Source organism: Ureibacillus sp. FSL E2-3493 (assembly GCF_038077515.1).
In the GTDB taxonomy this organism is placed as follows: Bacteria; Bacillota; Bacilli; order Bacillales_A; family Planococcaceae; genus Ureibacillus; species Ureibacillus halotolerans.
Genome location: NZ_JBBOPK010000001.1, coordinates 1810058 through 1833379, shown reverse-complemented (window position 1 = coordinate 1833379; position 23322 = coordinate 1810058). Strand labels below are relative to the sequence as shown.

General features: G+C 34.0%; 21 protein-coding genes and 1 pseudogene. 15 read left to right on the top strand and 7 right to left on the bottom strand.

All coding sequences use genetic code 11. The features are described 5' to 3' along the window. Positions 1-26 precede the first annotated feature (26 nt). Positions 27-401, top strand: coding sequence for a DUF378 domain-containing protein (locus MHH69_RS09295; RefSeq protein WP_122970519.1), 375 nt, complete (start codon positions 27-29; stop codon positions 399-401). A 40-nt stretch (positions 402-441) separates the two neighbouring features. On the opposite strand, the gene MHH69_RS09290 is transcribed toward MHH69_RS09295, so the two are convergent. Beyond that, on the bottom strand, positions 442-1089 hold the full coding sequence (locus MHH69_RS09290) for a hypothetical protein (RefSeq protein ID WP_122970520.1): 648 nt from the start codon (positions 1087-1089) through the stop codon (positions 442-444). A gap of 211 nt (positions 1090-1300) precedes the next feature. Between MHH69_RS09290 and MHH69_RS09285 the strand changes: the two genes are divergently transcribed. Beyond that, the gene (locus tag MHH69_RS09285; RefSeq protein WP_122970521.1) at positions 1301-1795 is read left to right on the top strand and encodes a hypothetical protein; all 495 of its coding nucleotides are present in this window, start codon (positions 1301-1303) and stop codon (positions 1793-1795) included. Positions 1796-1799: 4 nt separating this feature from the next. Next, positions 1800-2336 (top strand): D-glycero-alpha-D-manno-heptose-1,7-bisphosphate 7-phosphatase, encoded by a 537-nt coding sequence (locus MHH69_RS09280; RefSeq protein ID WP_341362184.1) that lies wholly within the window; start codon positions 1800-1802, stop codon positions 2334-2336. A 59-nt stretch (positions 2337-2395) separates the two neighbouring features. Here MHH69_RS09280 and MHH69_RS09275 read toward each other — a convergent pair whose 3' ends face one another. Together MHH69_RS09275 and MHH69_RS09270 are read right to left on the bottom strand one after the other, a co-directional pair. Then, positions 2396-2614, bottom strand: a complete 219-nt coding sequence (locus MHH69_RS09275) for a hypothetical protein (protein ID WP_122970523.1) — start codon at positions 2612-2614, stop codon at positions 2396-2398. Between the two features lie 153 nt (positions 2615-2767). Then, a complete protein-coding gene (locus MHH69_RS09270) occupies positions 2768-3589 on the bottom strand; it encodes a uroporphyrinogen-III synthase (RefSeq protein ID WP_341362183.1) in 822 nt (273 codons plus the stop codon). 271 nt (positions 3590-3860) lie between these two features. Between MHH69_RS09270 and nirB the strand changes: the two genes are divergently transcribed. From nirB to MHH69_RS09235, 7 genes are all read left to right on the top strand, one after another. Continuing rightward, entirely contained in the window at positions 3861-6272 is a 2412-nt protein-coding gene (gene nirB / locus MHH69_RS09265; protein ID WP_341362182.1) for a nitrite reductase large subunit NirB, read from the top strand. Positions 6273-6296: 24 nt separating this feature from the next. Next, positions 6297-6617: a nitrite reductase small subunit NirD gene (nirD, locus tag MHH69_RS09260; protein ID WP_122970526.1), complete on the top strand. Its 321-nt coding sequence runs from the start codon at positions 6297-6299 to the stop codon at positions 6615-6617. Between the two features lie 44 nt (positions 6618-6661). After that, positions 6662-7513 (top strand): formate/nitrite transporter family protein, encoded by an 852-nt coding sequence (locus MHH69_RS09255; RefSeq protein WP_341362181.1) that lies wholly within the window; start codon positions 6662-6664, stop codon positions 7511-7513. Beyond that, complete coding sequence (gene cobA, locus MHH69_RS09250) at positions 7514-8287, top strand: uroporphyrinogen-III C-methyltransferase (protein ID WP_122970528.1); 774 nt, start codon at positions 7514-7516, stop codon at positions 8285-8287. 183 nt (positions 8288-8470) lie between these two features. Next, positions 8471-9472 carry an N-acetylmuramoyl-L-alanine amidase gene (locus tag MHH69_RS09245; RefSeq protein ID WP_341362180.1) on the top strand — a complete coding sequence of 334 codons (1002 nt, stop codon included), beginning with the start codon at positions 8471-8473 and terminating at the stop codon, positions 9470-9472. A 129-nt stretch (positions 9473-9601) separates the two neighbouring features. Further along, entirely contained in the window at positions 9602-11179 is a 1578-nt protein-coding gene (locus tag MHH69_RS09240; RefSeq protein ID WP_341362179.1) for an alkaline phosphatase family protein, read from the top strand. 87 nt (positions 11180-11266) lie between these two features. Continuing rightward, complete coding sequence (locus MHH69_RS09235; RefSeq protein WP_341362178.1) at positions 11267-12745, top strand: aldehyde dehydrogenase family protein; 1479 nt, start codon at positions 11267-11269, stop codon at positions 12743-12745. A 109-nt stretch (positions 12746-12854) separates the two neighbouring features. Here MHH69_RS09235 and MHH69_RS09230 read toward each other — a convergent pair whose 3' ends face one another. Further along, positions 12855-14600 (bottom strand): B12-binding domain-containing radical SAM protein, encoded by a 1746-nt coding sequence (locus tag MHH69_RS09230; RefSeq protein ID WP_341362177.1) that lies wholly within the window; start codon positions 14598-14600, stop codon positions 12855-12857. A gap of 438 nt (positions 14601-15038) precedes the next feature. Here MHH69_RS09230 and MHH69_RS09225 point away from each other — a divergent pair, with 438 nt between their 5' ends. Together MHH69_RS09225 and MHH69_RS09220 are read left to right on the top strand one after the other, a co-directional pair. Then, a complete protein-coding gene (locus MHH69_RS09225; RefSeq protein ID WP_341362176.1) occupies positions 15039-15746 on the top strand; it encodes a DNA alkylation repair protein in 708 nt (235 codons plus the stop codon). 232 nt (positions 15747-15978) lie between these two features. Continuing rightward, positions 15979-16452 carry a DinB family protein gene (locus tag MHH69_RS09220; RefSeq protein ID WP_341362967.1) on the top strand — a complete coding sequence of 158 codons (474 nt, stop codon included), beginning with the start codon at positions 15979-15981 and terminating at the stop codon, positions 16450-16452. 81 nt (positions 16453-16533) lie between these two features. On the opposite strand, the pseudogene MHH69_RS09215 reads toward MHH69_RS09220, so the two are convergent. Together MHH69_RS09215 and MHH69_RS09210 are read right to left on the bottom strand one after the other, a co-directional pair. After that, positions 16534-17400: pseudogene (locus tag MHH69_RS09215) on the bottom strand (IS3 family transposase); the annotation flags it as partial. Then, entirely contained in the window at positions 17361-17921 is a 561-nt protein-coding gene (locus tag MHH69_RS09210; protein WP_341361621.1) for a transposase, read from the bottom strand. The gene MHH69_RS09210 and the pseudogene MHH69_RS09215, both read right to left, overlap by 40 nt. 620 nt (positions 17922-18541) lie before the next feature. Here MHH69_RS09210 and MHH69_RS09205 point away from each other — a divergent pair. Further along, entirely contained in the window at positions 18542-19984 is a 1443-nt protein-coding gene (locus MHH69_RS09205) for a DHA2 family efflux MFS transporter permease subunit (protein WP_421930379.1), read from the top strand. A 176-nt stretch (positions 19985-20160) separates the two neighbouring features. Here MHH69_RS09205 and MHH69_RS09200 read toward each other — a convergent pair whose 3' ends face one another. Continuing rightward, positions 20161-20520: a helix-turn-helix domain-containing protein gene (locus tag MHH69_RS09200; protein WP_341362175.1), complete on the bottom strand. Its 360-nt coding sequence runs from the start codon at positions 20518-20520 to the stop codon at positions 20161-20163. Positions 20521-20961: 441 nt separating this feature from the next. Between MHH69_RS09200 and MHH69_RS09195 the strand changes: the two genes are divergently transcribed. Further along, entirely contained in the window at positions 20962-22158 is a 1197-nt protein-coding gene (locus MHH69_RS09195) for an MFS transporter (protein WP_341362174.1), read from the top strand. 199 nt (positions 22159-22357) lie between these two features. Then, entirely contained in the window at positions 22358-23191 is an 834-nt protein-coding gene (locus MHH69_RS09190) for an SPL family radical SAM protein (protein WP_341362173.1), read from the top strand. The last annotated feature ends 131 nt before the right edge of the window (positions 23192-23322 follow it).

The following is a 23322-nucleotide window of genomic DNA, read 5'->3' as shown; positions in this document are numbered from 1 at the left end:
ATAAAAATTGATTGTAGGAGGTTCACATGGGTATTATATATCGAATTTCACTTGTTCTTGTCATTATTGGGGCAATTAACTGGGGATTAATCGGTTTATTTAATTTTGATTTAGTTGCAACACTGTTTGGAGGTCAAGAATCAGCATTATCAAGAATTGTGTATAGCCTAGTCGGATTAGCTGGTTTATTATGTATACCACTGTTGTTTAGAGAATTAAAAGATGACGAAGTGGTGCTTGAAGATAATCGTCATTCCAATGCATATACAAATATGAATTACCAAACAGAATTCGGTGATGAACCTGATTTTTCGAAGGAAGAAAGAGAACGGGCATTAAATCTTTACGAAAATGACGGAAAAGGCGACAAAGAAGATAAAAATAAAAATGATCTTGTTTAATAATGAAAAGCGTGTGATGAATTCACACGCTTTTTAATGTTTACTTTGTTAAGTAATCAAATTTCTTTGGAAATGTCACATCGATTTTTTTAAATTCTGCCTTTGCTTCCTCTACACGACTTTTTACTTTTTCTTTTGTTTTTTCGTCTAATTTTTCATAACTTTCATGCATTGGATGTTTAGGCATTTCAACTCCAAGAGCAGCTAATTTTTGATCTGCTTCTTTTTTTGTAATTGTCCCATCTTTCTTTTGCTTAAAGATTTCTTTTACTTTTGTTTTCGTTGTTTCATCTAAATTCTCAAATGCTAGACAATGCTTATGTTTTTCTGGGGGATTTACTCCAAGAGCTTTAAACTGCTGATTGGCCTCTTCTTTTGTAATTTCACCTGATTTTAATTGTTTGAAAATTTCCTTTATCTTTTTTTTCGTTTCATCGTCTAATTTATCAAATTGTTCGTATTTTTCTTTATGATCCGGTATTTCCAAACCAAGTTCCTTTAAGTCTGTTTTTAAAAAACTTAAAATATTGTCTACTTTTTCTTTTGTTTTAGGATCAAGTTGTTCATATTCATCGTGAAACTTATGATGGTTATTATGAGCGGAAACCGATGCTACAGAGCTAAAGGAAATTCCTACTGCTAGGAAAGTTGTTAAGACATAAATCCAATATTTATTTAATTGTTTCAATGTAGTCCCTCCTATTATTTTTTGATTTTCTCATTTATATTTTGCGTAAAAAGAAATGAATAATGTAACCATTTGTAGATTTTAAATTTGTACTTAAAAGTTACAAAAGGTTGTGGATTATTAAAGAAACGTTAATTTTCCATATATTGAATAACATCACCTAATTTATGGAATAATTGGTATATAATTATTCAAAAAGTAGGTGTTGAAGATGAATTATGTTTTCGTTTTAATTCTTTCTTTTGTTATGATGATTACAATTACCGCTACGAATGTGTATTTAGGTAAAAAAATATCTTACAATTACATACTTTATAATGCATCGATTACCTTTGGCAGTGGCGTAATTTTTTTTCTAGTAAAAATGATCGTAACGATAGATGTTGCTGGGAAAATAGAGCAACTTGCTGACATCGTCATAACGATGTTATTGATTTTAGTTTTCTTTATGTCATTAGTTGAAACGCTTGTGATTGAAGTAATGGAAAATGGAAAAGAGATAAAAGGGAATCTCCAAACATTTACAAATAAAGTAAAAGCAATAGACAGGGGAACGATTAAACAAATCCCTGGAATGTTCCATACGATTAAAAACAAAATGATCACGAAATCGAAATCCCTTTTCCCCGTATTTATTAGTTATATTAAAAAGGTAAAGTTAATTGATCATTTAATAAAAAATAAAGTTATAAATAAAAAGGTGTGAAGGAATGAATAGTGCTGTGTTTTTAGATCGGGATGGCGTTATTAATGAGGTTTTAACTAATCGAGTGAAGTTTGTAAATCAACCAAAGGATTTTTATTTTTTACCGGGTGTTCCAGAAGCCATTAAACAATTAAATCGCTATTTTGATTTTATTTTTGTAGTGACAAATCAAGGGGGAGTAGGACTTGGTTTTATGAAGGAGTCTCAACTTATTCAAATTCACGAACATATGGTGAAGGAATTAGCTAAATTTGGTGCAATCATACATGATGTGGCCTTTTGTCCTCATAAACCGAAAGCAGGATGTGAGTGCCGAAAACCAGGCAGTAAAATGCTAATCGATTTAAGTAGAAAATATCATGTGAATTTAGAGAACAGCTATATGGTAGGAGATACAGATACGGATATACAAGCGGGTAAAAAAGCAGGGACGAAAACGGTCTTCCTTGGTGAAAATGATCCATTAGCCGATGCTGTTTTTCCTGATTTACTTTCAGCATCTCAATGGATTATACAAGACGTACAAGCTCATTTAAAATGAAAAAACCACTTTGAAATGCTGTAGGAGCAAAAAAGTGGTACTGATAATCATAACAACTTTTATCTTCTTTTCTTCTTATCTACGTTATTGACTAAAGATTGTTTCTTTACTGTTTCTAATTCAAGCTGTACATGATATTTGTTAGGCTCAATTTCGGTTACACTTATTACTTTTCCTTTACGACCTTTCAGTTTAATTTCAGCACCTTCAGTTGGAATATGATTAAGTAATTGACTAATAAAAAGGTTATTTTTTTCATAAAAATGAACAGCAAACATGAGTCCATCTCCTTTTAAGAAATTTACTTCCATTCTATGAAGGGAATCAAAATATAGAAGGACTTATAAAGAAGAAGAGGAAATATTTTTAAGTTTTAATTAAAGAATGGCTAATTCATTTTGATGAATTAGCCATTTATAATGAGACAAAGGTTAATTGGACCTAGTGACGCTTTCCTTAAAATATTTATTTAAAGTCATTAAAGCACTCCCGATTCGTTCATCTTGAGGAATGAGCATTCTTTTAACTCCTTGTTCCTTTAAGGCATTACCTGTCACTTTTCCTATTGGAAGCGCTAAAACGTTTTCTTCCAATGCACTTAAAAGTTCAAAATGAAGATTGCGTTGTTTCGCATATTTAAAAACGTAATGTACTTGTTGAACGCTAGTAAAACTGACAGCATCCAATTGATTTGTTAGAATTTCATTCAATAGTTGTTCCAATATCTCCTTTTGAGGTGGGATATGTTGATATGGAATAATTTCCTGAAAGTTTGCTTGTTGCTCCTTTAACCAATTTATCAATTCAATTGAAGGGGATCCGTATAATTGAACGGCAACGGATTGATTCTTAAGATTATGGGAAGCAAATGCACGAATTAGTCCTGCAATACTTCCATCATCATCTCTAACAATCGGAAATAATCCTCTTTTCTTTAAGGAATTCGCACCTTTATACCCGCGAACGGCAATTTTCATAGTGGAAAGGGCTTGTTGAAGATTTTCTTCATAATCCATCTCCTTTGCAACCTCAAATAATTTATCAATTCCAATACCTGTTGTGAAAATAATCCATTGAAATTTACCGTTAATAATTTCTTTAATTTCACTACCTATAAAACTGGAGTCAAAAAATACAGTTCCTTGCGCTGGTCGGTGAACAGCAGAACCTCCAAGTTGCTTAATAATATTCATTTGTTCGTCTACTTTACGTGTGCCTAATAAGGCAATACATTTATCGTCTAATCCACCCATTGTTTCGCCCTCCTAAACTATTCTTTATTTCATATTAACAGAAAACCGATGATAAAATTCTAAATGTTAAAAAAACTTACATAAATTTTATGAAAACGTTTAAAAATCCGTCGAATTTGACTTCTTACTATAAAAATCAAGCAAAAAGAAAACGTTTTCTATGAAAAATTGGAAAAAAGATGCTTTACAAATACTTCTTATGTGATATTATCTGACATAGATATAGTTTAGAATTTTCTGTTAATTCAAAACGATAAGAGGAGGATTATAAATGGAAAAAAGACGATTAGTCCTTGTTGGAAATGGGATGGCGGGTGTAAAAACAATTGAAGAAATTTTAGCAATTTCAAAAGATCAATTTGAAATAACGATAATTGGTGAAGAACCTCATCCAAATTATAATCGAATTTTATTGTCTAAAGTATTACAAGGTGATACGACGTTAGATGATATCACATTAAATGATTGGGATTGGTATGAGGAGAACAATATTCAATTGTTAACGAATGAAAAGGTAATTTATATTGATAGAGAAGAAAAGATGATTACAACAAATGTGGGAACAACTTTAACCTATGATGAGCTTATATTAGCTACTGGATCAAAACCATTTATTTTACCGATACCTGGAACGGACTTAGAGGGAGTAACGACTTTCAGAGACATGAAAGATACCGATGAAATGCTTGCAGCCTCAAAAAAATATCGAAAAGCAGCTGTAATTGGAGGGGGACTTTTAGGATTAGAAGCGGCTAGAGGTTTATTAAATTTAGGAATGGATGTAACGGTTGTACACCTTGGAGAAAATTTAATGGATCGACAATTGGATGAAGCTGCAGCTACTTTATTAAAAAAAGAGTTGGAAAAACAAGGGATGCGTTTTTTACTACAAAAAAATACAACAGAAATAGTTGGTCAAAAAAGAGTGGAATTTTTAAAGTTTTCAGATGGAGAAACATTGATGTGCGACCTAGTTGTGATGGCAGTTGGGATTAAACCAAATATCGATTTAGCAAAAAGTGCGGGGCTTAAAACGAACCGTGGCATTATAGTCAATGACTTCTTGGAAACGAGTTTTCCTAACATATATGCTGTTGGAGAATGTGCAGAACATAATGGAATCGCATATGGATTAGTTGCTCCTCTTTTTGAACAAGGGAAAGTATTAGCTAAAAAGATTAGTGGATATGAAACAACTCCTTATAAAGGTTCAGTTGTATCTACCCAATTAAAAGTTTCTGGAGTGGAAGTTTTTTCTGCTGGAGATTTCATCGAAGGCGGAGAAAGAAAAGCTTTAAAGGTGTTTGACGAACAAGATGGTATTTATAAAAAAATGGTATTTGTCGGAAAGAAGTTAGTCGGTGCGGTACTGTTCGGTGATAGTAAAGAAGGAAATCGACTTTTTTCCATGATTAAAAAACAGGCTGATATTTCAGATACAGTAAAGGTAAGTTTATTGCAGCCGATTGGAGGTGATTCGGGCGAAAGTGTTGTTGCGTCAATGGCTTCCGATGAAATCATTTGTGGTTGTAATGGTGTATCTAAAGGAACAATCGTACAAGCGATTCATGAACAGGAGTGTACATCTGTTGATGGAATAAAAGCATGTACGAGTGCTTCAAGATCGTGCGGCGGCTGTAAATCAATGATCTCTGAATTACTTGAAATCACTTTAGGTGATCAATTTGTTGCAACAGCTTCGAAAGAAACTTTGTGTAGTTGTACGGATTTATCCCGTGACGAAGTTTTAGATGCAATTCGTAACAAAAAATTAATGCATACTCGGGAAGTGATGAATGTTTTAGGTTGGTCGACTAGTGAAGGCTGTTCAAAATGCCGTCCAGCTCTAAATTATTATTTAGGCATGATTTATCCACTTGACTATGAAGATGAAAATGAATCCCGTTATGTAAATGAACGCTTACATGCCAATATTCAAAAGGATGGTTCCTTTGGTGTTGTACCCCGTATGTATGGGGGTGTGACAAATTCAGATCAATTACGGAAAATCGCCGATGTGGCTGATAAATATAACGCAAAGTTATTGAAAATTACTGGTGGCCAACGAATTGATATTTTCGGTATCGAAAAAGAAGATTTACCTAAGGTTTGGGAAGAACTTGATATGCCTTCAGGTTATGCATATGGTAAAACTTTACGAACAGTGAAAACATGTGTTGGAGAAACGTTCTGTCGTTTTGGCACACAGGATTCTATGAGTTTAGGAATTGCTTTAGAGAAACGTTTAGAACGAGTAGGCAGTCCCCATAAATTTAAAATGGCCGTATCCGCTTGCCCGAGAAATTGTGCCGAATCAGGTATTAAAGATTTTGGTGTAGTTGGAGTAGAAGGTGGATTTGAAATGTATGTAGGGGGGAATGGAGGTACCCATCTACGAGCAGCTGACCTACTAGGAAAAGTAAAAACAGCGGACGAAGTAATTGAATACGCATCAGCTTACTTCCAATATTATCGCGAAACGGGAATTTATTTAGAACGGACATCTAAATGGTTAGAGCGAATGGGCTTAGACAATATTAAAGCCGTTATTGAAAATCCAAAACAACGAAAAGAATTAAATGAACGATTAGAAGTTGCTTTATCTGTTCAACAAGATCCTTGGAAGAAGATTATTCATAGTGAGAAGTTAAAAAGTGAGTTGTTTGAAAAAGTAAAAGTCTAATTATTCCAAACGGGAGGGAACAGGATGAAACAAGTAGTGGAACGTATAAAGGTATTAAAAATTGATGAAGTAGCAAAGGACTTCGGAAAAACGATTCGTGTAGGAGAAACAGAAATAGCTTTATTTCATTTGAAAAGTGGGGAATTTTATGCGATTGAAAATCGGTGTCCCCACAAAGGCGGTGTATTAGTAGAAGGTTTAATTAGTGGACAGCATGTTTTTTGCCCAATGCACGATTGGAAAATTGACGTTACGACAGGTAAAGTTCAAGAACCGGATCATGGATGTGTCAAAACTTATCAAGTAGAAGTCAAAGGGGACGATGTTTATATTCTTCTTTCTTAATCATTTAAGGAAGTATCCACTATTAAATAAAAAGGAGAATGCCTATGTCATATGTAAAACCGAAGCAAGTGATTGAAAATATGATTGAAGCAGGGACAGACAAAGCAAAACTATCGATTCATAATATGGTCTTACGGGGTATATTATCAGGTGCTTTATTAGGGTTTGGAACAACATTGGCTTTCTCAGCTGAAATGCAAACAAAATTAGGCATTGTAGGTGCGATTCTGTTTCCTGCTGCTTTTGTTATCATTATTTTACTTGGATTGGAATTGGTCACTGGGAATTTTGCTTTAATTCCATTGGCAGTACTCGAGAAAAAAGCAACAATCAAAGAAATGTTTTCGAATTGGTTTTGGGTTATTGTAGGGCATTTAATTGGCGGCTTTATTTATGCGGTATTATTCGTTGTTACAGTAACAAATTTTGGAACGACATCGGAGAATATGATAGCTGAAAAAATTATTCAAGTTGCTGAAGCAAAAACAATTGGCTATCAGGCCATTGGCGCAACAGGCATTATTGTAATTATAGTCAAAGCAGTTCTTTGTAATTGGATGGTCTCTCTAGGGGCTGTAATGGCAATGACTACTCAGTCTACTATTGGAAAAATTGTTGCGATGTGGCTACCTATTTTAATCTTCTTTGCTCAAGGATTCGAACATGCCGTAGTTAACATGTTTGTCATTCCAGCAGGTATGTTATTGGGTGCTGATGTTGGTTTTGGTGACTGGTGGGTTTGGAACCAAATTCCTGTGTTATTTGGGAATATAATAGGTGGTTTTATTTTTACAGGATTAGTCCTTTATGCAACTTACCATGGATTTTCAAAAAATGGAGTCAGCTTGTACAAAATAAAACAATCAAGTTCCATTAAAGAAGTAGAGGATTTATAAATGGGAACTGTATATATCGTAGGTGCTGGTCCAGGTGATGAAGAGTTGATTACAGTAAAAGGATTAAATTGTATAAAAAAAGCTGATGTTATTCTCTATGATCGATTGATTAATCCAAATTTATTGAAATATGCTAAAAAGGGAGCTGAAATCATTTCCTGTGGTAAGCTACCGAATTGTCATACGATGCAACAAAATACGATTAATCTTGAATTAGTAAAATACGCAAAGCAAGGAAAAATTGTTACTCGTTTAAAAGGTGGCGACCCATTTATATTTGGTCGAGGTGGTGAAGAAGCTGAAGCTTGTATTAATGCAGGAGTTCCTTTTGAAATTGTTCCTGGAATAACATCGAGTATTGCAACCGCTGCTTATGCAGGCATACCAGTAACTCACCGAAACTATAGTTCTTCTTTTGCGCTAATAACTGGCCATCGTAAACAAGGGGAAACGGATAATATGAATTGGTCCGCTTTAGCTTCAAGTATTGATACGTTAGCCATTTATATGGGAATGAGAAATTTAAAGCATATTACCGAACAACTAATTGCCAATGGTAAAAGTAAAGAAACACCCGTTGCCCTTATTCATAAAGGAACTACTGCTTTTCAGCGTACATTAGTAGGCACTTTAGATAATATTGAAGAAATGGCAAAGCAGGAGCAAATCACCAACCCTAGCATGATTATTGTTGGTGAAGTAGTTCGATTAAGAGAAAAATTAAACTGGTTTGAATCCAGTGTTCAACTTCTGGTTGTAAATGATATTCCTTAATTCTTAAAAAGGATAGCTTATCAATCTCCAATACCTAATTTCGTGAAACTTTTTATTTACGGAAGTCTCTTTTCCTCCTATCGGATAGTATTTAATAGAATAGAGAATTCTTTTTCAAATTTGAGGCAACTGTTCTAACCTCTATTTATTCTATGCATATACTATTTCCGAGGGTGATGAAAAATGATAAAAATAGGATATGGTGCCGGTCATGGATATCATACACCAGGAAAACGGTCACCAGACGGAGAAAGAGAGTGGTCTTTTAACAATAAAGTTGCCCGTGCTTTTGCGAATGAATTAGCCTTGTATAAAGGGGTTATTACGAAAAGATTTGATGATCCAACTGGAGAAACAGATGTTCCATTAATTGTACGGACAAACGGCGCAAATAGTTGGGGTGCAGATTATTATATTTCATTTCATCACAACGCCCTATCTGGTCGATGGGGGACTCATACAGGTGTAGAAACATACACTTTCACATACCCATCTCCTCAAAGTGTTGCATTAGCAAACGCCATTCATCCAGCAGTTGTTAAAGCTTATGGCTTAACAAATAGAGGAATAAAACGAGCGAACCTACACATTGTTCGTGAAACAGAAATGCCTTCTATTTTAATTGAAGGCGGTTTTATGGATAGTACGATTGATATCGTAAAATTACGTAATGATGAAATTCTAGCGAATGTTGGAAAATCTGTTGCCCAAAGTCTTGCTCGTTTTTTAGGGCTCAGTAAAGTAGCTGAATCTGAACAAGAAACACCGGTTTCAACACCTAGCCGACCTCCAGTAAATTCACTAACTCCAACACCAGTTCCAACACCAAGTGAAAAACCATCCCAGTCATCAACAAAACTTGCGGTAGATGGTTATTGGGGACCAGCAACAACAAGAGCATTGCAACGTCATTATGGTACAACAGTCGATGGCATTATTAGCGGCCAACCGAGAAATCCGTCGACTGTAAATATTCCATCAGCTCGCTTTGGTAGTGGCGGAAGCCAATTAATTCGTGCAATGCAGAAAGATTTAGGAACAACGGTTGATGGATTTATAAGTTATCCCTCACTCATGATTAGAGCATTACAAAGAAGATTCGGTACGACACAAGATGGTTTTATTAGTAAGCCATCCCAACTTGTAAAAGCAATGCAAAGAGCGTTAAATAATGGAACATTTTAACTTAAAAAACTGTACTCCCTAGTTGCTAGAAATAATCTAACATTACGGAGTATAGTTTTTTCTTTTTTTAAGCATGTTGAATGAACCTTTAAACCATAATAATAGAAATTCATTAAAAAGGTGTTTAATATGCTGCGTAAAATTTTATTTACAGTTGTTGGTATCATTGTCATTTTAGGAATATTTGTTTTATCGTTATCCATGTCAAAAACTAAGGATATAGATGATATTGAGATTCAAACGAATAAGAAACCCGTTATTTTTATTACAGTCGATTCTCTTATGACCGAATCGCTTCAAAAAGCAATTGATCAAGGAAAGGCACCAGCACTAGAATTTTTAATTAAAAATGGAACGTTTTATTCAGATTTTGTTAGTTCCTATCCAACGATGTCCGTAACGATTGATAGTACGATTTTAACAGGTACTTACGCTAACGAGCATCGTATTCCGGGTTTAATTTGGTTTAATCAAAAGGAAAATCGAATGATTAGTTATGGAAGTGGTTTAGCTGAAATCTGGAACAATGGTATTCGAAATGTCACGAAAGATAGTATTATTCATTTAAATAATGACCATTTAAATAAAGAGGTTTTAACGATTCATGAGGAGTTGGACAATAGAAATTTACAAAGTGCTTCTATTAACGGGCTTCTTTTTCGAGGAAACGAACGTCACCTATTAAATGTTCCGAAGATGGTTACGTGGCTTAATTTATTGCCAAAAAATGTTGAGGTAGTTGGTCCTACACTTTTGTCTTTAGGCGCTTTATCTCAATTGAATCCCCAAAATGATCGTCAAAAGTTTCTTTGGGATCGAATGGGTGTTAATAATGAATTTACGGTTAATGAATTGAACTATTTAATTGAACAACATAAATTACCTTCCTTTACCCTTGCTTATCTTCCTGATGCCGACGCGACTTTACATCGAAACGGTCCAGATGATTTATCGGCTATTGAAAAGGCAGATGAATCCCTTCAAAAACTGTTAAATAACTTCTCTTCATGGGATAAAGCAATTCAAGAAGTTACTTGGATTATAATGGGCGATAGTGCTCAATCTTTAGTGGAAAAGGATAAGAAAAAAGGTTTGATTGATTTAAATAAACTGTTAAATGGCTATAGCTTTTGGGATGGTGATAAACGGAATGGTCAAATTGCTATTGCCATTAATGAACGAATGGCTTACATCTATTTAAATGATGATAAATTATCGATAGATGAAATCGTTGGAAAGTTAAAGAAAGATGAACGGATTGGCTTTATAGCTTGGAAGGAAGCAGATCGTAATTATGTAATAAATCCTAATCAAAATGATTTACTCTCCTTTTATCCGGATGGATCATTTAAAGATAGTTATGGACAAAGTTGGCAGTTGGAAGGGGGTTTAACTGTATTAGATTTAAATTTTGATCATGAAGGAACTATTCAATTTAATGCGTATCCAGATGCTCTAGCTCGACTTCATGGTGCTCTACATTCAAATCCAGGTCGTTTTATTATTGTAGATGCCAAACCGTATTATGAATTTATCGAGGAACATAGTCATGATCATGCAGGAGGGGGAGCTCACGGTTCCCTTCATAAAATTGATTCACTCGTTCCGATGATAATTGTTGGAACAAATTCAAAGCCAGAAAGTCATCGCTTTGTAGAATTAAAAGAATGGTTAGTAGAAATAGTTGAAGAAGCAAATAATTCGTAATTGAAAATTGTAAGGTATATAATCGTAACACAATTATGGTAGAACATAATTGTGTTAAAAAGTAAAAAGTTATGGAGGTAATACACAATGAATAAGGAACCAATTACAGTTCATGCAATAATTAATGGGGAAAAAATTAAAACGGAAAAGACAATTCCGAGGGAAAACCCAACTCATCCAGATGAAATTGTAGGTTATGCTCCAAATAATACAAAAGAAGAAACGATTCAAGCAATCGATGCAGCATATAACGCCTTTAAAAATTGGGCTTGGACTGATGTAGATGATCGAATAGAACGAATGAAACGTGCTATTCAAAAATTAAAGGATTCGACAGATGAAATAGCCGAATTATTATCCCGTGAACATGGTAAAGCTCTTTATGATGCAAAAGGAGAAATTGCTATATCCATCATGTGGATGGAATTTGCTTGTGACCATGTGAAAAAGGTAGTAACGCCAGAAGTTAAGGAACATGAAAATGGTAGAACGATTATTACCTTTGATCCAATCGGTGTTGTATCTGCCATTACACCATGGAACTATCCAATTTCCTTATCAACGATTAAAATTGCACCAGCACTTTTAACAGGGAATACAATGGTTTTAAAACCAAGTCCTTTTGCTCCGTTAGCAGTTAGTCGTGTAACAGAAATAATTGCCAATGAATTCCCACCAGGTGTGTTAAATTTAGTTAACGGGGATGCGGAAGTAGGAATTGAGTTAACATCAAATCCGAAAGTAGCGAAAATCGCCTTTACAGGTGGGACAAACACTGCTAAGCACATAATGAAATCCGCTTCAGAAACAATCAAAAAAATGACATTAGAACTCGGTGGAAATGATGCTGCGATCGTGTTGGACGACTTTGATGTTAACGACGAACGTGCATTACGTCGAATGGTTATTTCGAATTTCTTAACTGCAGGACAAATTTGTATGATTGCAAAAAGAGTCTATGTGCACCGCTCCATTTATGATGCTTTTGTTGAAAAATATATTGAGGCGGCAAATAAATGGATTCGAGTAGGAGATCCTTTCCATCCAGACGTTACAGTAGGTCCGGTTAATAATAAAAATCAAGTGAAATACGTAAAAAGTTTAATTGAAGATGCAAAAAATAAAGGGGCTAAAATAATTCCGTTAGGGGAAGTATTAAATCCTGAATTAATGGATAATGGTTATTTCCTACAACCGACCCTTGTATTAGGTGCAGATTACCATGATCCGATTGTTGTAGAAGAACAATTTGGCCCAACTGTACCAATTCTTCCTTTCGATGATGAAGAACAAGTTATCGAGTTACACAATGAAAGTATTTATGGTTTAACAAGTTCGGTTTGGGGTGAGGAAGAACATGCTATTAAAGTAGCACGTCGCATTGAAGCTGGTACAACAATGATTAATACAGCTGCTGTTCAAGGGTTAGATGTTCGGTTCCCATTCGGAGGCGTAAAACAATCCGGAGTAGGAAGGGAATATGGGGAAGAAGGATTAAAATCTTATACTGAAACCCATGTCATTAATATTCCAAAAAATTTAGAATTACCATATATTCCTGAATAAAATAAAAACAGTTGGAGACCTGTTCTCCAACTGTTTTTTGTTAATAAACTTAATGCTGTAGCTTCTTGGGGGAATTGTTAATTCGATCTCTGCTTGTAAAATTCTTAAATTATGCATGTACTTTTTCAAGAGTTGCAAAATAAGGCTCCATTCCAGCGCGGAAGTAAGCGAGTAAATATCCTTCTTTCACTACAATTTGTCCATTTTTGAAAGCTTCATAATCTAGTGCAAAAGGAATCAATAAAGAATGTTTAAAGAATGCCTTTTCACTAAGGTCAAATTGGGTAAATTCTTCACCGGCAAGGGTTGGATTTTCCTTTAATATATTGTATATTTCTTTTTGTTCTTCCCGTGAAACCCGTTCATCCCACCATAATTTTCGCGGTTGGAATTGTTGTTTTGATAAATAATCAAGCTGCATTAAACTGCGAACGATATCAAGATTTACATTAGGTTGAGTAGCTAAAAACGCTTCTAACCTTTTAAACAAATCTTCGAGCTGGTGCCCAATTCGGGACCACCCTTTTTCTTCCCAATAAGTACCGAAGTTTTGGAAGAAATCAAAGGGAGTTTCAAAACTTTCCGTTACGAGGTATTCAATTGTATTATCCATTCGATGATCATTCCAATATTTCTCAAGTACATCTTCTGCCTGTTTAATTCGAACAATATCATCAAAAGTTAACACGTTATTAGAGAAAATTTCATAAGGTGCCACATCGACATACGTATAACCATATTTTTGTGCCTCTACACGCAGACCTGTCCCACGTAAAAGTTTTAAAAATCCAAGCTGTAACTCTTCAGGTCGCATCGCAAATACATCGTTAAAGGTTTGTCGGAAGCTATTATAGTCTTCTTCTGGGAGACCGGCGATTAAATCTAAATGTTGATCGATTTTGCCACCTTCTTTAACCATGGTTACTGTACGTTTCAGTTTTTCAAAGTTTTGACGACGTTTAACAAGTTCATTAGTTAAATCGTTTGTTGATTGAACACCAATTTCAAAGCGGAATAAACCTCTTGGTGCATTGTCATTTAAAAATTGAATTACTTCTGGACGCATAATGTCTGCTGTTATTTCAAATTGGAAAACGACACCAGGCACATGTTCATCGATTAAAAATTGGAACATTTCCATTGCATAACTACGACTAATGTTAAAGGTACGATCGACAAATTTAATCGTTTTTGCACCATGGGCCATTAAGTACCTTATATCCTCTTTAATTTTTTCCCGATTAAAGTAACGGACGCCTACTTCAATAGAAGATAAACAAAATTGACAAGAGAACGGACAGCCACGACTTGTTTCGATATATTGAATTCGCTTACCAAGATGGGGAAGATCTTCTTCGAAAAGGAATGGACTAGGAAGTTCACGTAGATCAACTTTTTTCGGTTGGGCATGGATTTTCATTTTGCCCTCTTGTAAATAACAAATTCCCGGTACATCTTCGATGGCGATTTCACCATTGAAATATTTTAATAATTGTTTAAAAGATACTTCACCTTCACCCAATACGATAAAGTCTACTTCTGGTAGTCGACGTATCCAATCATGGACATCATAGGAAACTTCAGGCCCACCTAAAACAATTTTTGTTTGTGGCGATACGGTTTTAAGCATTCGAATGACGCGAATTGTTTCTTCGATATTCCAAATATAACAGCTAAATCCAACAACATCCGGCTTGTATTGATAAAGATCGGACACGATGTTAAATGCAGGGTCTTTTATCGTATATTCAACAATTGTCGGATCAAATTCTGGTCTAGCTGATCCTTTCAAATATCGTAACGCCAAGTTGGTATGGATATATTTGGCGTTTAAAGTTGTTAATACTATATTCATCAATGAATACTCCTTTATATATACAGTTACTATATCTAACTATATGATTTTAGCAGTAATAATGGATTTATGCTACAAAGGTATTATAGAAATCAATAGAATAGGCTACACTTTGATTTGAGTCTAGAAATAATTACCAATCTTAAAGCGGTAATTCATTTCTACATTTTTACCATCTTATTTTAAATTGTTTACACACCTTTTGTTCCTATTATTTCCAACTTATGAAGGTTTTAAATCTTTAATTAACTATTTTTATATAATCGTCGCAGATTTAATCGTAAATGTACGATAGAATATGGTACTGTTGAAATAAATAAAATTTGTAAGTTATTTAAAGGTACACTTGGATTATAGTGAAATTAAGAAGTATGAAAAGACCTTAAACAATAGTCTAGTTGATTACAAAAGGAATCTATTAAAGGAGGAAATACAACGATGGATTTTGAAACCGTTATGATGGAACTAGAATCCCTAGGTAAAGAACGAACGAAGAAAATGTACATATCTAACGGTGCCCGTGAGCCTCTTTTTGGCGTCGCAACCGGTGCTATGAAACCTATTGCAAAGAAAATAAAAATAAATCAACCTTTAGCAGAACAACTATATGCAACGGGAAACTATGATGCAATGTATTTTGCCGGTATTATTGCAGACCCAAATGGTATGACGGAATTGGATTATGATCGTTGGATGGACGATGCCTATTTTTATATGTTGTCCGATTATGTAGTGGCAGTTACTTTATCAGAATCAGCCATTGCTCAAGACGTTGCTGATAAATGGATTACCAGTGGTGATGAGTTGAGAATGTCGGCAGGTTGGAGCTGTTACTGTTGGCTTTTAGGAAGTCTTAAAGACAATGAATTTTCCGAAAGTAAAATTTCTCGTATGCTTGATTTGGTAAAAAATACTATCCATCATTCACCAGAAAGAACGAAATCGGCAATGAATAATTTTTTATACACTGTAGGAACTTCCTATTTACCATTACATGAAAAAGCTCTTTTAATTGCTGAGGAAGTAGGAATTGTAGAAGTAAAAAGGGATAGCAAAAAATCTAGTTACTTAAATGCTTATGAAAATATTCAAAAACAAAAAGAAAAGGATAGACTTGGATTCAAACGGAAGTATGTTAGATGTTGATATTTTAATAAAGGACGCATTTCTAAAATAGAAATAGCGTTCTTTTTTATTTCCAGTCTTTATAAAGCCATCTTCATTTTCATGTGAAATGTAAATATGAGAATTGAAATTAGTAATAAACCTTAGATGTACTCTAGTTCGAATAAAAGAGGACATTTGAGTTACTTTGTAGAATAAGATGACATTGTATAGATATGTATGATACTAATTTAAAAGTAAGGGAGTGTTGGATATAGTTCATGCAAAAGATATTTTAACGGATCAATTATTAGCAAATGCAAATGACCCCAGTTGGTATGAACCTTTTTCAGTTGCTGTAGAAAATTTGTCTGAGGAGCAAGCCTTTTGGAAGCCAAACGAAGATAGTAATAGTATTGCTGAAATCGTGCAACATTTACTTTATTGGAATCAAACATGGCAAACAAGGTACGAAGCATCGCATGTTGATGCTGTTCCTTCAATAGGAAATAATGATAATAGTTTTATAATTCCTGAAAATTTTATTTTTAACGATTTAAAAAAACAACTATTAGAAGTACTTATACGGTGGGAAAAGTTATTAACTGATGAAAAGATTGAATCTGATGTGAAAGGTTTCCCAGAAGTTGTAAAGTGGTGGCAAGTGCTTGGGAATGTTTCAACTCATAATGCCTATCACATCGGTCAAATTATATATATTCGAAAGATGCTTAAAAACTGGAAATAGAGGAAATATAAGAGTGAAAAATTCTTTAAAGTTATTAATCGGGCGCTATTCGGTAGTGACCCCTTAAAGTTAGAGTTATTATTATGCAGCTAATTGGCTGGCATGTTTTCGGTAATTTACTGGACTCATGCCGGCCAATTTTTGTTTTATACGAACATTATTATAATAATTGATATATTCTTTTATTTTCTTTTGTAATGTTTCGTAAGAGATTAATTGTTCTCCATAATACATTTCCTGTTTTAATAAGCTAAAGAAGTTCTCCATGGCCGCGTTGTCTGCGCATGTTGCTTTACGAGACATGCTTTGAAAAATCCTGTTCTGCCTTAATGTTCTCACCCATGTATTATGTTGATAGTGCCATCCTTGATCTGAGTGAATAGTTGTCCGATATTCAGCACACTTTTGAATGATTGGAAGTACTTGTTTAAGTGAGTCTAAAACAAAATCTAGGCTTGGCCGTTTTGATATACTAAACCCAATAATTTCACCATTATATAAGTCCATGATTGGACTTAAATATAATTTTTCATCATCCGTACATTTAAATTCAGTTACATCAGTCACCAATTTTTGAAGGGCATATGGCGTTCTGAATCTACGATTCAAAAGGTTTTTAGCGACTTTTCCAACTGTTCCTTTGTAGGATTTATAGCGTGATTTACGTATGAATTTTACACATTTCAATCCTAGGTTTTTCATAATTCGTTGTACCTTTTTATGATTAATTATGTGTCCTTGCGCTCTTAATTCCCCATGAATTCGGCGGTAGCCATATCGCCCTTTATGTTGTTCGAAAGTCTCTAAAATCAAGGCTTTCCACTCTAAATCTGGATCTTCTTGCCTCATCAGTTTGATATGATAATGATACGTTGCTTCTGGAATATCCACTTGTTTTAAAATATCTTTTAATCGAAATCCTTCTTGTTTAAGTTCGAAGGCGATGGCGGCTTGTGCTTTTCGAGGAAGGCATCTGGATTCTCTCGAAAAGCCTTCAACTTTTTTAAATAAGCTACCTCTAAACGAAGCAGTTCATTTTCGCGTTCTAGTTGCTCCTCACGTGACATTGTTTTTTCTTGGCTATTCACTGTTGATTTTTGTTTCTTAGACATGGATGGGCGCCCCTTTGGTTTTCTTTGCAGGCCCTCTATCCCTTCTTTTAAAAACCGATGATACCAACTAGCAACTAAAGTGGGATCATTCAATTTAAAGTGAATTGCAGTATCTTGATGAGAAGCACCTGTTCGTTTCATATAGCTTAATACATCTAATTTAAATTGAACAGAATAAAACTGCTTCGTTTTCTTAACGGATAGCCCACTACATCCAAACTCTTGATAAGCACGTACCCATTTCCTTAACGGTGTAGCACCGACACCATATTTTTTCGCTATCGCTCTATATCCTAGTGAGCCACTTAAATATTCTTGAACCACCATCAATTTAAATTCTTCATTATATTTAGTCATAAAAAATCATCCCAAAAGTTAGTTTTTTTACTCTAACTTTTGGGGTGCAGTACCTTCTTTTATAAGAAGCGCCTTTTTCAATTTATTTCAGAATGACAGGAGCATTAAATTTTAATATGTGAGGATCATTGTGTTAAATTATATAAGGGCTATTGAGGTGTAACAGAGTGCGTGGGCAAGAGTTGAAAATCAGGAGATTTTTTTGATTATAAAAACCGATGAACTAATTATTTTCTTTGTTATGGTAAAAATAATATTTATGGTTGAGTTAAATTACGACAATTTATTTTTTTATGAAGTACTTGTAAAACTTGTTATTTTTTGTATACTTTTTTATTCCATACAAGTATAATCAACTCGGAGTATGGAAGAAAAGCACTACAATTATGCTTTATTTGACAGAAAACATCTACACTTTAGTTATTATGGGATGTATTAGCTATTTAGTAAAGATGGCGGAACTTTATGAAACACATAAGAAATAAAGGATTTGAAAGGTGTTTTACATATGATACAAGTAAAAAAGAAAATATATAGGCTTTAACCCTACACCAATAGCATTACTTTTAAGAACATGATTTTCATAACAATTAAAGGGGGTAAAAATGATGAACATAGACATGTCCGCAAACAATGGTTCGACCATTGCAAAAAATAATATTAGAACAGTACCTATTATCGTTTCGTTCCTAATCGCGGGCTTTATTGGACTTTTCAGTGAAACGGCATTGAATATGGCATTAAATAGTCTTATTACTGATTTTGGAATTAATGAAACTACTGTCCAGTGGTTAACAACTGGTTATTTATTAACGTTGGGGATATTAGTTCCCGTTTCAGGTCTAATTTTACAATGGTTTTCGACTAGACAATTATTTATCACTTCTCTTATTTTTTCGATTATTGGTACTTTTATTGCTGCTCTTGCACCAAGCTTTACGGTTTTAATGATCGCTCGTGTCATTCAGGCAGTAGGGACAGCACTATTATTACCTCTTATGTTTAATACCATCCTTGTCCTAATTCCACCGCAAAATCGTGGTAAAATTATGGGTTTAATGGGATTGGTGATTAGCTTTGCACCAGCTGTGGGGCCAACAATTTCAGGCTTAATTTTAAAATGGTTAACTTGGCATTGGATTTTCTGGATTTCATTACCGTTATTAATTGTAGCAATTGTATTTGGAAGTTTCTTTATGCAAAATGTTACAACACCAACTAAACCAAAAATTGATATTTTATCTATCCTATTATCCACAATTGCTTTTGGAGGAATTGTTTATGGATTTAGTAGTGCAGGAGAAGGTGGAGGTTGGGGCAGTTTAGAAGTAATCATTGCCTTAGTATCAGGTGTCCTAGGTTTATTATTATTTGCTATTCGTCAGTTAACAATGAAGCAGCCAATTATGAATTTAAGTGTATTTAAATATCCTATGTTTGTAATTGGTTTAATTCTTATAGTTATCGTTATGATGGTGATGCTTTCTTCTATGATCCTATTACCACTGTATTTACAGACTGTACTTGCACTTAGCACATTTACAGCAGGATTACTTTTACTGCCAGGTGGATTAATGAATGGATTGCTATCCCCATTAATGGGTGGACTTTTTGATCGATTTGGACCTAAGTGGCTAGTAATTCCCGGTTTCGTATTAGTAATGGCAACATTATTTGGTTTTTCTACAATTGACCTAGATACTTCCAAAGGTTTCATTATAGGTTTACTGATTGTTTTAATGATTGGTGTATCAATGATTATGATGCCAGCGCAAACGAATGGATTAAATCAATTGCCACCAGAGTTATATCCACATGGAACAGCTGTTATGAATACTTTGCAACAAGTAGCTGGAGCAATCGGTACAGCAATTGCAATTTCATTATTATCGTCAGGAACTAATGATTATTTAAGTAATCCTGTAGATGCAACGAATCCACTAAATCCTTTATTAGCATTTACAGAAGGTTTACACAGATCATTTACTTTTGCTATTATTGTGGCTGTAATTGGTTTAGTTATTTCTTTCTTTATTAAACGAGTGAAAGTAGAGCATAGTTAATTAATGGTCAGCCATGAAAAAAATGCTCCCTTGTTTAGCAATAATAATGTTTGATATGAGTTCAGTTTTATATTAACTCATGTCTTTTAATATAAAAGCCGGGATTATATATCCCGGCTTTTTCCTTTCCAAAAGAAATCTAGTACTATTCTTTCTTTAGATTATATCATTTTAAATTAATGATCCCATGTCAACTCACCTAATGTTAATAGGGATTCTATTAATAACAATAGATAGGAAGCTGTATGAAAGTCTTTTAAATTTTTACCTGTTAATTCTTCTATTTTTCTAATTCGATATTGGATTCCACCCATTGATAAGGATAAGTCTTTCATCGTTTTTTCAAGATGTCTTCCATTCACTAAATAAATATAAAGGGAATAAAGTAAATCTTTATTTTTATTATCTTCGCATATTAATTTCCCTAATTCATTTTGTGCAGTCTGTCGAATGCTTTCTATATTCGAATTGGATAGAAAATTACCAAGTAAACCAAGTTCCTCAAATTGAATAATATTTTGCGAACGGGGTAACAAAGCTGCTCGTTTTGATTGATGTAAATGATCGATAAAGTTTGTTAAATTGAAAATTGCCTACTTATACCTATTTTATATGGTACGTCGGGATTGTGGAAATAATTACCCGTGATCTATTGGCAATTGGAACCCATGTCACATCTTTATACGAAGATGCGATAGATGCTTATGGTAAGCATTTATTTGATTATCCTTCGCCAGTATTAGGGTAAGAATAACGAAAATAAAAAGTGAATCGTATTTTTAAGAAGGGTATCATACTTTTTCGATAGTAAGAATATTAAATATAAGATAGCAAAACTTTTTATTTAAAAGAAGGTCTTCATTTGTAATTAAACAAAGGTTTAACTAAAAGAGTGTTTCATGATAAGGAAGTTGTAAACATCTCGTTGTTTAGGGATATTTACAACTTCTTCTCATTGAACAAAAAGGATGTGTACCATGCCTGGTCACTATAAGTTTACTTTATATTTATTAATGTTTTGTATGTTTATTACGATGGGCGGATTAGGAATCATTGTCCCTGTAATGCCGGCATATTTAGAAATGTTTGATGCAGGGGGAAGGATATATGGTTTATTAATTGCCACCTTTTCTTTCGCACAGTTTGTTTTATCTCCTTTCATAGGTGAACTATCAGATAAATATGGTCGGAAAAATTTTATTATTATAGGTTTGATATTTTTCGGTAGTGCCCTCATATTGTTTGGACTTGCAAATTCTTTATGGTTACTTTTTGTTTCACGATTAATTTCAGGCATTGGCGCTGCGTTTGTGATGCCAACAATATTGGCCTATGTTGGTGATGTTACGCCGTTGGGAGAACGGGGAAAAGGTATGAGTTTAATCGGCGCAGCAATTAGTTTAGGGTTTACAGTAGGGCCTAGCATAGGGGGCGGTTTATCAGGAATTACTTTAGAATTCCCATTTTATTTTGCTGGTTCAATCGCATTAGTTGCGGCAGTTGTTTCTTATTTTGTTTTACCGAATGTTGAACAAAAATTGAATGTGCCAGCAGGTAGACCGAAGCAAAATACTTTTCATCAACTAATCTCTTCTTTTAAAGTTCCATATTTTGTTTTTTTAATCGTTGTATTTACATTCAGTTTTGGGATTGCCAATTATCAAGCTACTATGTCACTATATTTAGATGATAAATTTCAATATACACCTTTTTTAATTTCAGTCATTTTTACTGTTGGTGGATTTGCAGGTGTAATACTTCAATTGTTTTGGATGGATAAATTATTCCTTCGCTTTGGCGAAATGAAAATTATTTTATTTCATTTAGTGGTAGCCTCGATTACCCTTGTACTATTAATTTATGTAAATGGATTTTTCATAATATTAACTGTTGCCTCTTTAAACATGATTGCTGCTACTTTCATTCGTCCGGCAGTTAATACAGCAATTAGTAAAATGGCGGGGGATGAACAAGGATTTGCTGCTGGAATGAATAATGCATATATGAGTTTAGGGAACATGGTCGGTCCGATATGCGCGGGAATGTTATATGATTGGAAAATCGATTCACCCTATTTATTTGGAGCCTTTGTATTATTCAGTTGTTTCATTCTGACTTATTTTTGGTCGATGAAAAAATCTGCCCAACAAAAATTACAATCATCGAATCCATAATGGAGATAATAGGAATAAACTGATTTCTGTATGAAAGGGATCAGTTTTTATGTGGAATTTATTTAATTAGGAAAACAATAAATTTGTAGTTTTTTTCATATGATTGTATTTTTATTAGAAAGCTACACACTATTGGGTTATATAATCAAATTAAAATCTTTTCTCTAAAAATAATATCCTTCGAGAAAGGAGTCTATAGATGGGGATTGAAATAAAAGAGATTTTATCAAAGAAAATATTGACGGAAGCAAAAGGTTATCTAGATGTTGGATTTACCCATTCTCTTAATCCGTACAGTGGTTGCGCCTTTTCATGTAAATACTGTTATGTAAGGGAAATGCCCATTCAAAAATTCAACGAAATTCCATGGGGTGAATGGTTAAATATTAAATTAAATGCAGCGGAAAATTATCGTAAGGAAGTCATCAAAATTCGGAAGAAACAAGATCCTTTGAATATTTTTATGTCATCAGCAACAGATCCGTATCAGCCGATAGAACGCAAGGCACACATAACAAGAAGCATTTTAGAAGCAATGATTGAATTTCCACCCGATTTTCTTCAAATTCAAACTCGTAGCCCTTTAGTTACAAGGGATATGGACTTGTTACTAAAATTAAAAGAAAAATGTAAAGTTGTCGTATCTATGACAATTGAAACAGACCGAGATGACATTCGGAAATTATTTGCGCCATTTTCTCCTAGTATAAATTTACGTTTACGTGCTTTAGAAGAACTGCGTAAAGAGGGTATATCCACACAAGCTTCCATTTCACCTGTATTACCATTTACACTTGACTTCCCAAAGGTTCTAGAAATAAGACCGGATACTATTTGGATTGACACATTAAATATTGGGGATGGGGCGATGGGAAAACGTTCAGAAAGATTAGGGATGCCACAACTATTTGAAGAGTATGGTCTATCCAAGTGGTATCGAAAAGACATACACGAAATGGTTGCAAAATATTTTAAAAAATTCCTTCCAAAAGACATTATTCGAGTATCAAAAAATGATGCCTTCCCACGATGAAAAGCTTGTTTGTTCAAGCTTTTTTATTTTTCACTATAATTTAATGAAGGAGAAATCTTTTTGAATCTCTCTCTTTATATGTACCAATTGTTTATAGATTATAAATAGCAATCAATTGATAGAATATTTAT

Excerpts from the sequence above, each read along its gene's own strand:
- MHH69_RS09295 (WP_122970519.1), top strand. The coding sequence starts at position 27 with ATGGGTATTATATATCGAATTTCACTTGTTCTTGTCATTATTGGGGCA.
- MHH69_RS09285 (WP_122970521.1), top strand. The coding sequence starts at position 1,301 with ATGAATTATGTTTTCGTTTTAATTCTTTCTTTTGTTATGATGATTACA.
- MHH69_RS09280 (WP_341362184.1), top strand. The coding sequence starts at position 1,800 with ATGAATAGTGCTGTGTTTTTAGATCGGGATGGCGTTATTAATGAGGTT.
- MHH69_RS09275 (WP_122970523.1), bottom strand. The coding sequence starts at position 2,614 with ATGTTTGCTGTTCATTTTTATGAAAAAAATAACCTTTTTATTAGTCAA.
- MHH69_RS09270 (WP_341362183.1), bottom strand. The coding sequence starts at position 3,589 with ATGGGTGGATTAGACGATAAATGTATTGCCTTATTAGGCACACGTAAA.
- nirB (WP_341362182.1), top strand. The coding sequence starts at position 3,861 with ATGGAAAAAAGACGATTAGTCCTTGTTGGAAATGGGATGGCGGGTGTA.
- nirD (WP_122970526.1), top strand. The coding sequence starts at position 6,297 with ATGAAACAAGTAGTGGAACGTATAAAGGTATTAAAAATTGATGAAGTA.
- MHH69_RS09255 (WP_341362181.1), top strand. The coding sequence starts at position 6,662 with ATGTCATATGTAAAACCGAAGCAAGTGATTGAAAATATGATTGAAGCA.
- cobA (WP_122970528.1), top strand. The coding sequence starts at position 7,514 with ATGGGAACTGTATATATCGTAGGTGCTGGTCCAGGTGATGAAGAGTTG.
- MHH69_RS09245 (WP_341362180.1), top strand. The coding sequence starts at position 8,471 with ATGATAAAAATAGGATATGGTGCCGGTCATGGATATCATACACCAGGA.
- MHH69_RS09240 (WP_341362179.1), top strand. The coding sequence starts at position 9,602 with ATGCTGCGTAAAATTTTATTTACAGTTGTTGGTATCATTGTCATTTTA.
- MHH69_RS09235 (WP_341362178.1), top strand. The coding sequence starts at position 11,267 with ATGAATAAGGAACCAATTACAGTTCATGCAATAATTAATGGGGAAAAA.
- MHH69_RS09230 (WP_341362177.1), bottom strand. The coding sequence starts at position 14,600 with ATGAATATAGTATTAACAACTTTAAACGCCAAATATATCCATACCAAC.
- MHH69_RS09225 (WP_341362176.1), top strand. The coding sequence starts at position 15,039 with ATGGATTTTGAAACCGTTATGATGGAACTAGAATCCCTAGGTAAAGAA.
- MHH69_RS09210 (WP_341361621.1), bottom strand. The coding sequence starts at position 17,921 with ATGACTAAATATAATGAAGAATTTAAATTGATGGTGGTTCAAGAATAT.
- MHH69_RS09205 (WP_421930379.1), top strand. The coding sequence starts at position 18,542 with ATGTCCGCAAACAATGGTTCGACCATTGCAAAAAATAATATTAGAACA.
- MHH69_RS09195 (WP_341362174.1), top strand. The coding sequence starts at position 20,962 with ATGCCTGGTCACTATAAGTTTACTTTATATTTATTAATGTTTTGTATG.
- MHH69_RS09190 (WP_341362173.1), top strand. The coding sequence starts at position 22,358 with ATGGGGATTGAAATAAAAGAGATTTTATCAAAGAAAATATTGACGGAA.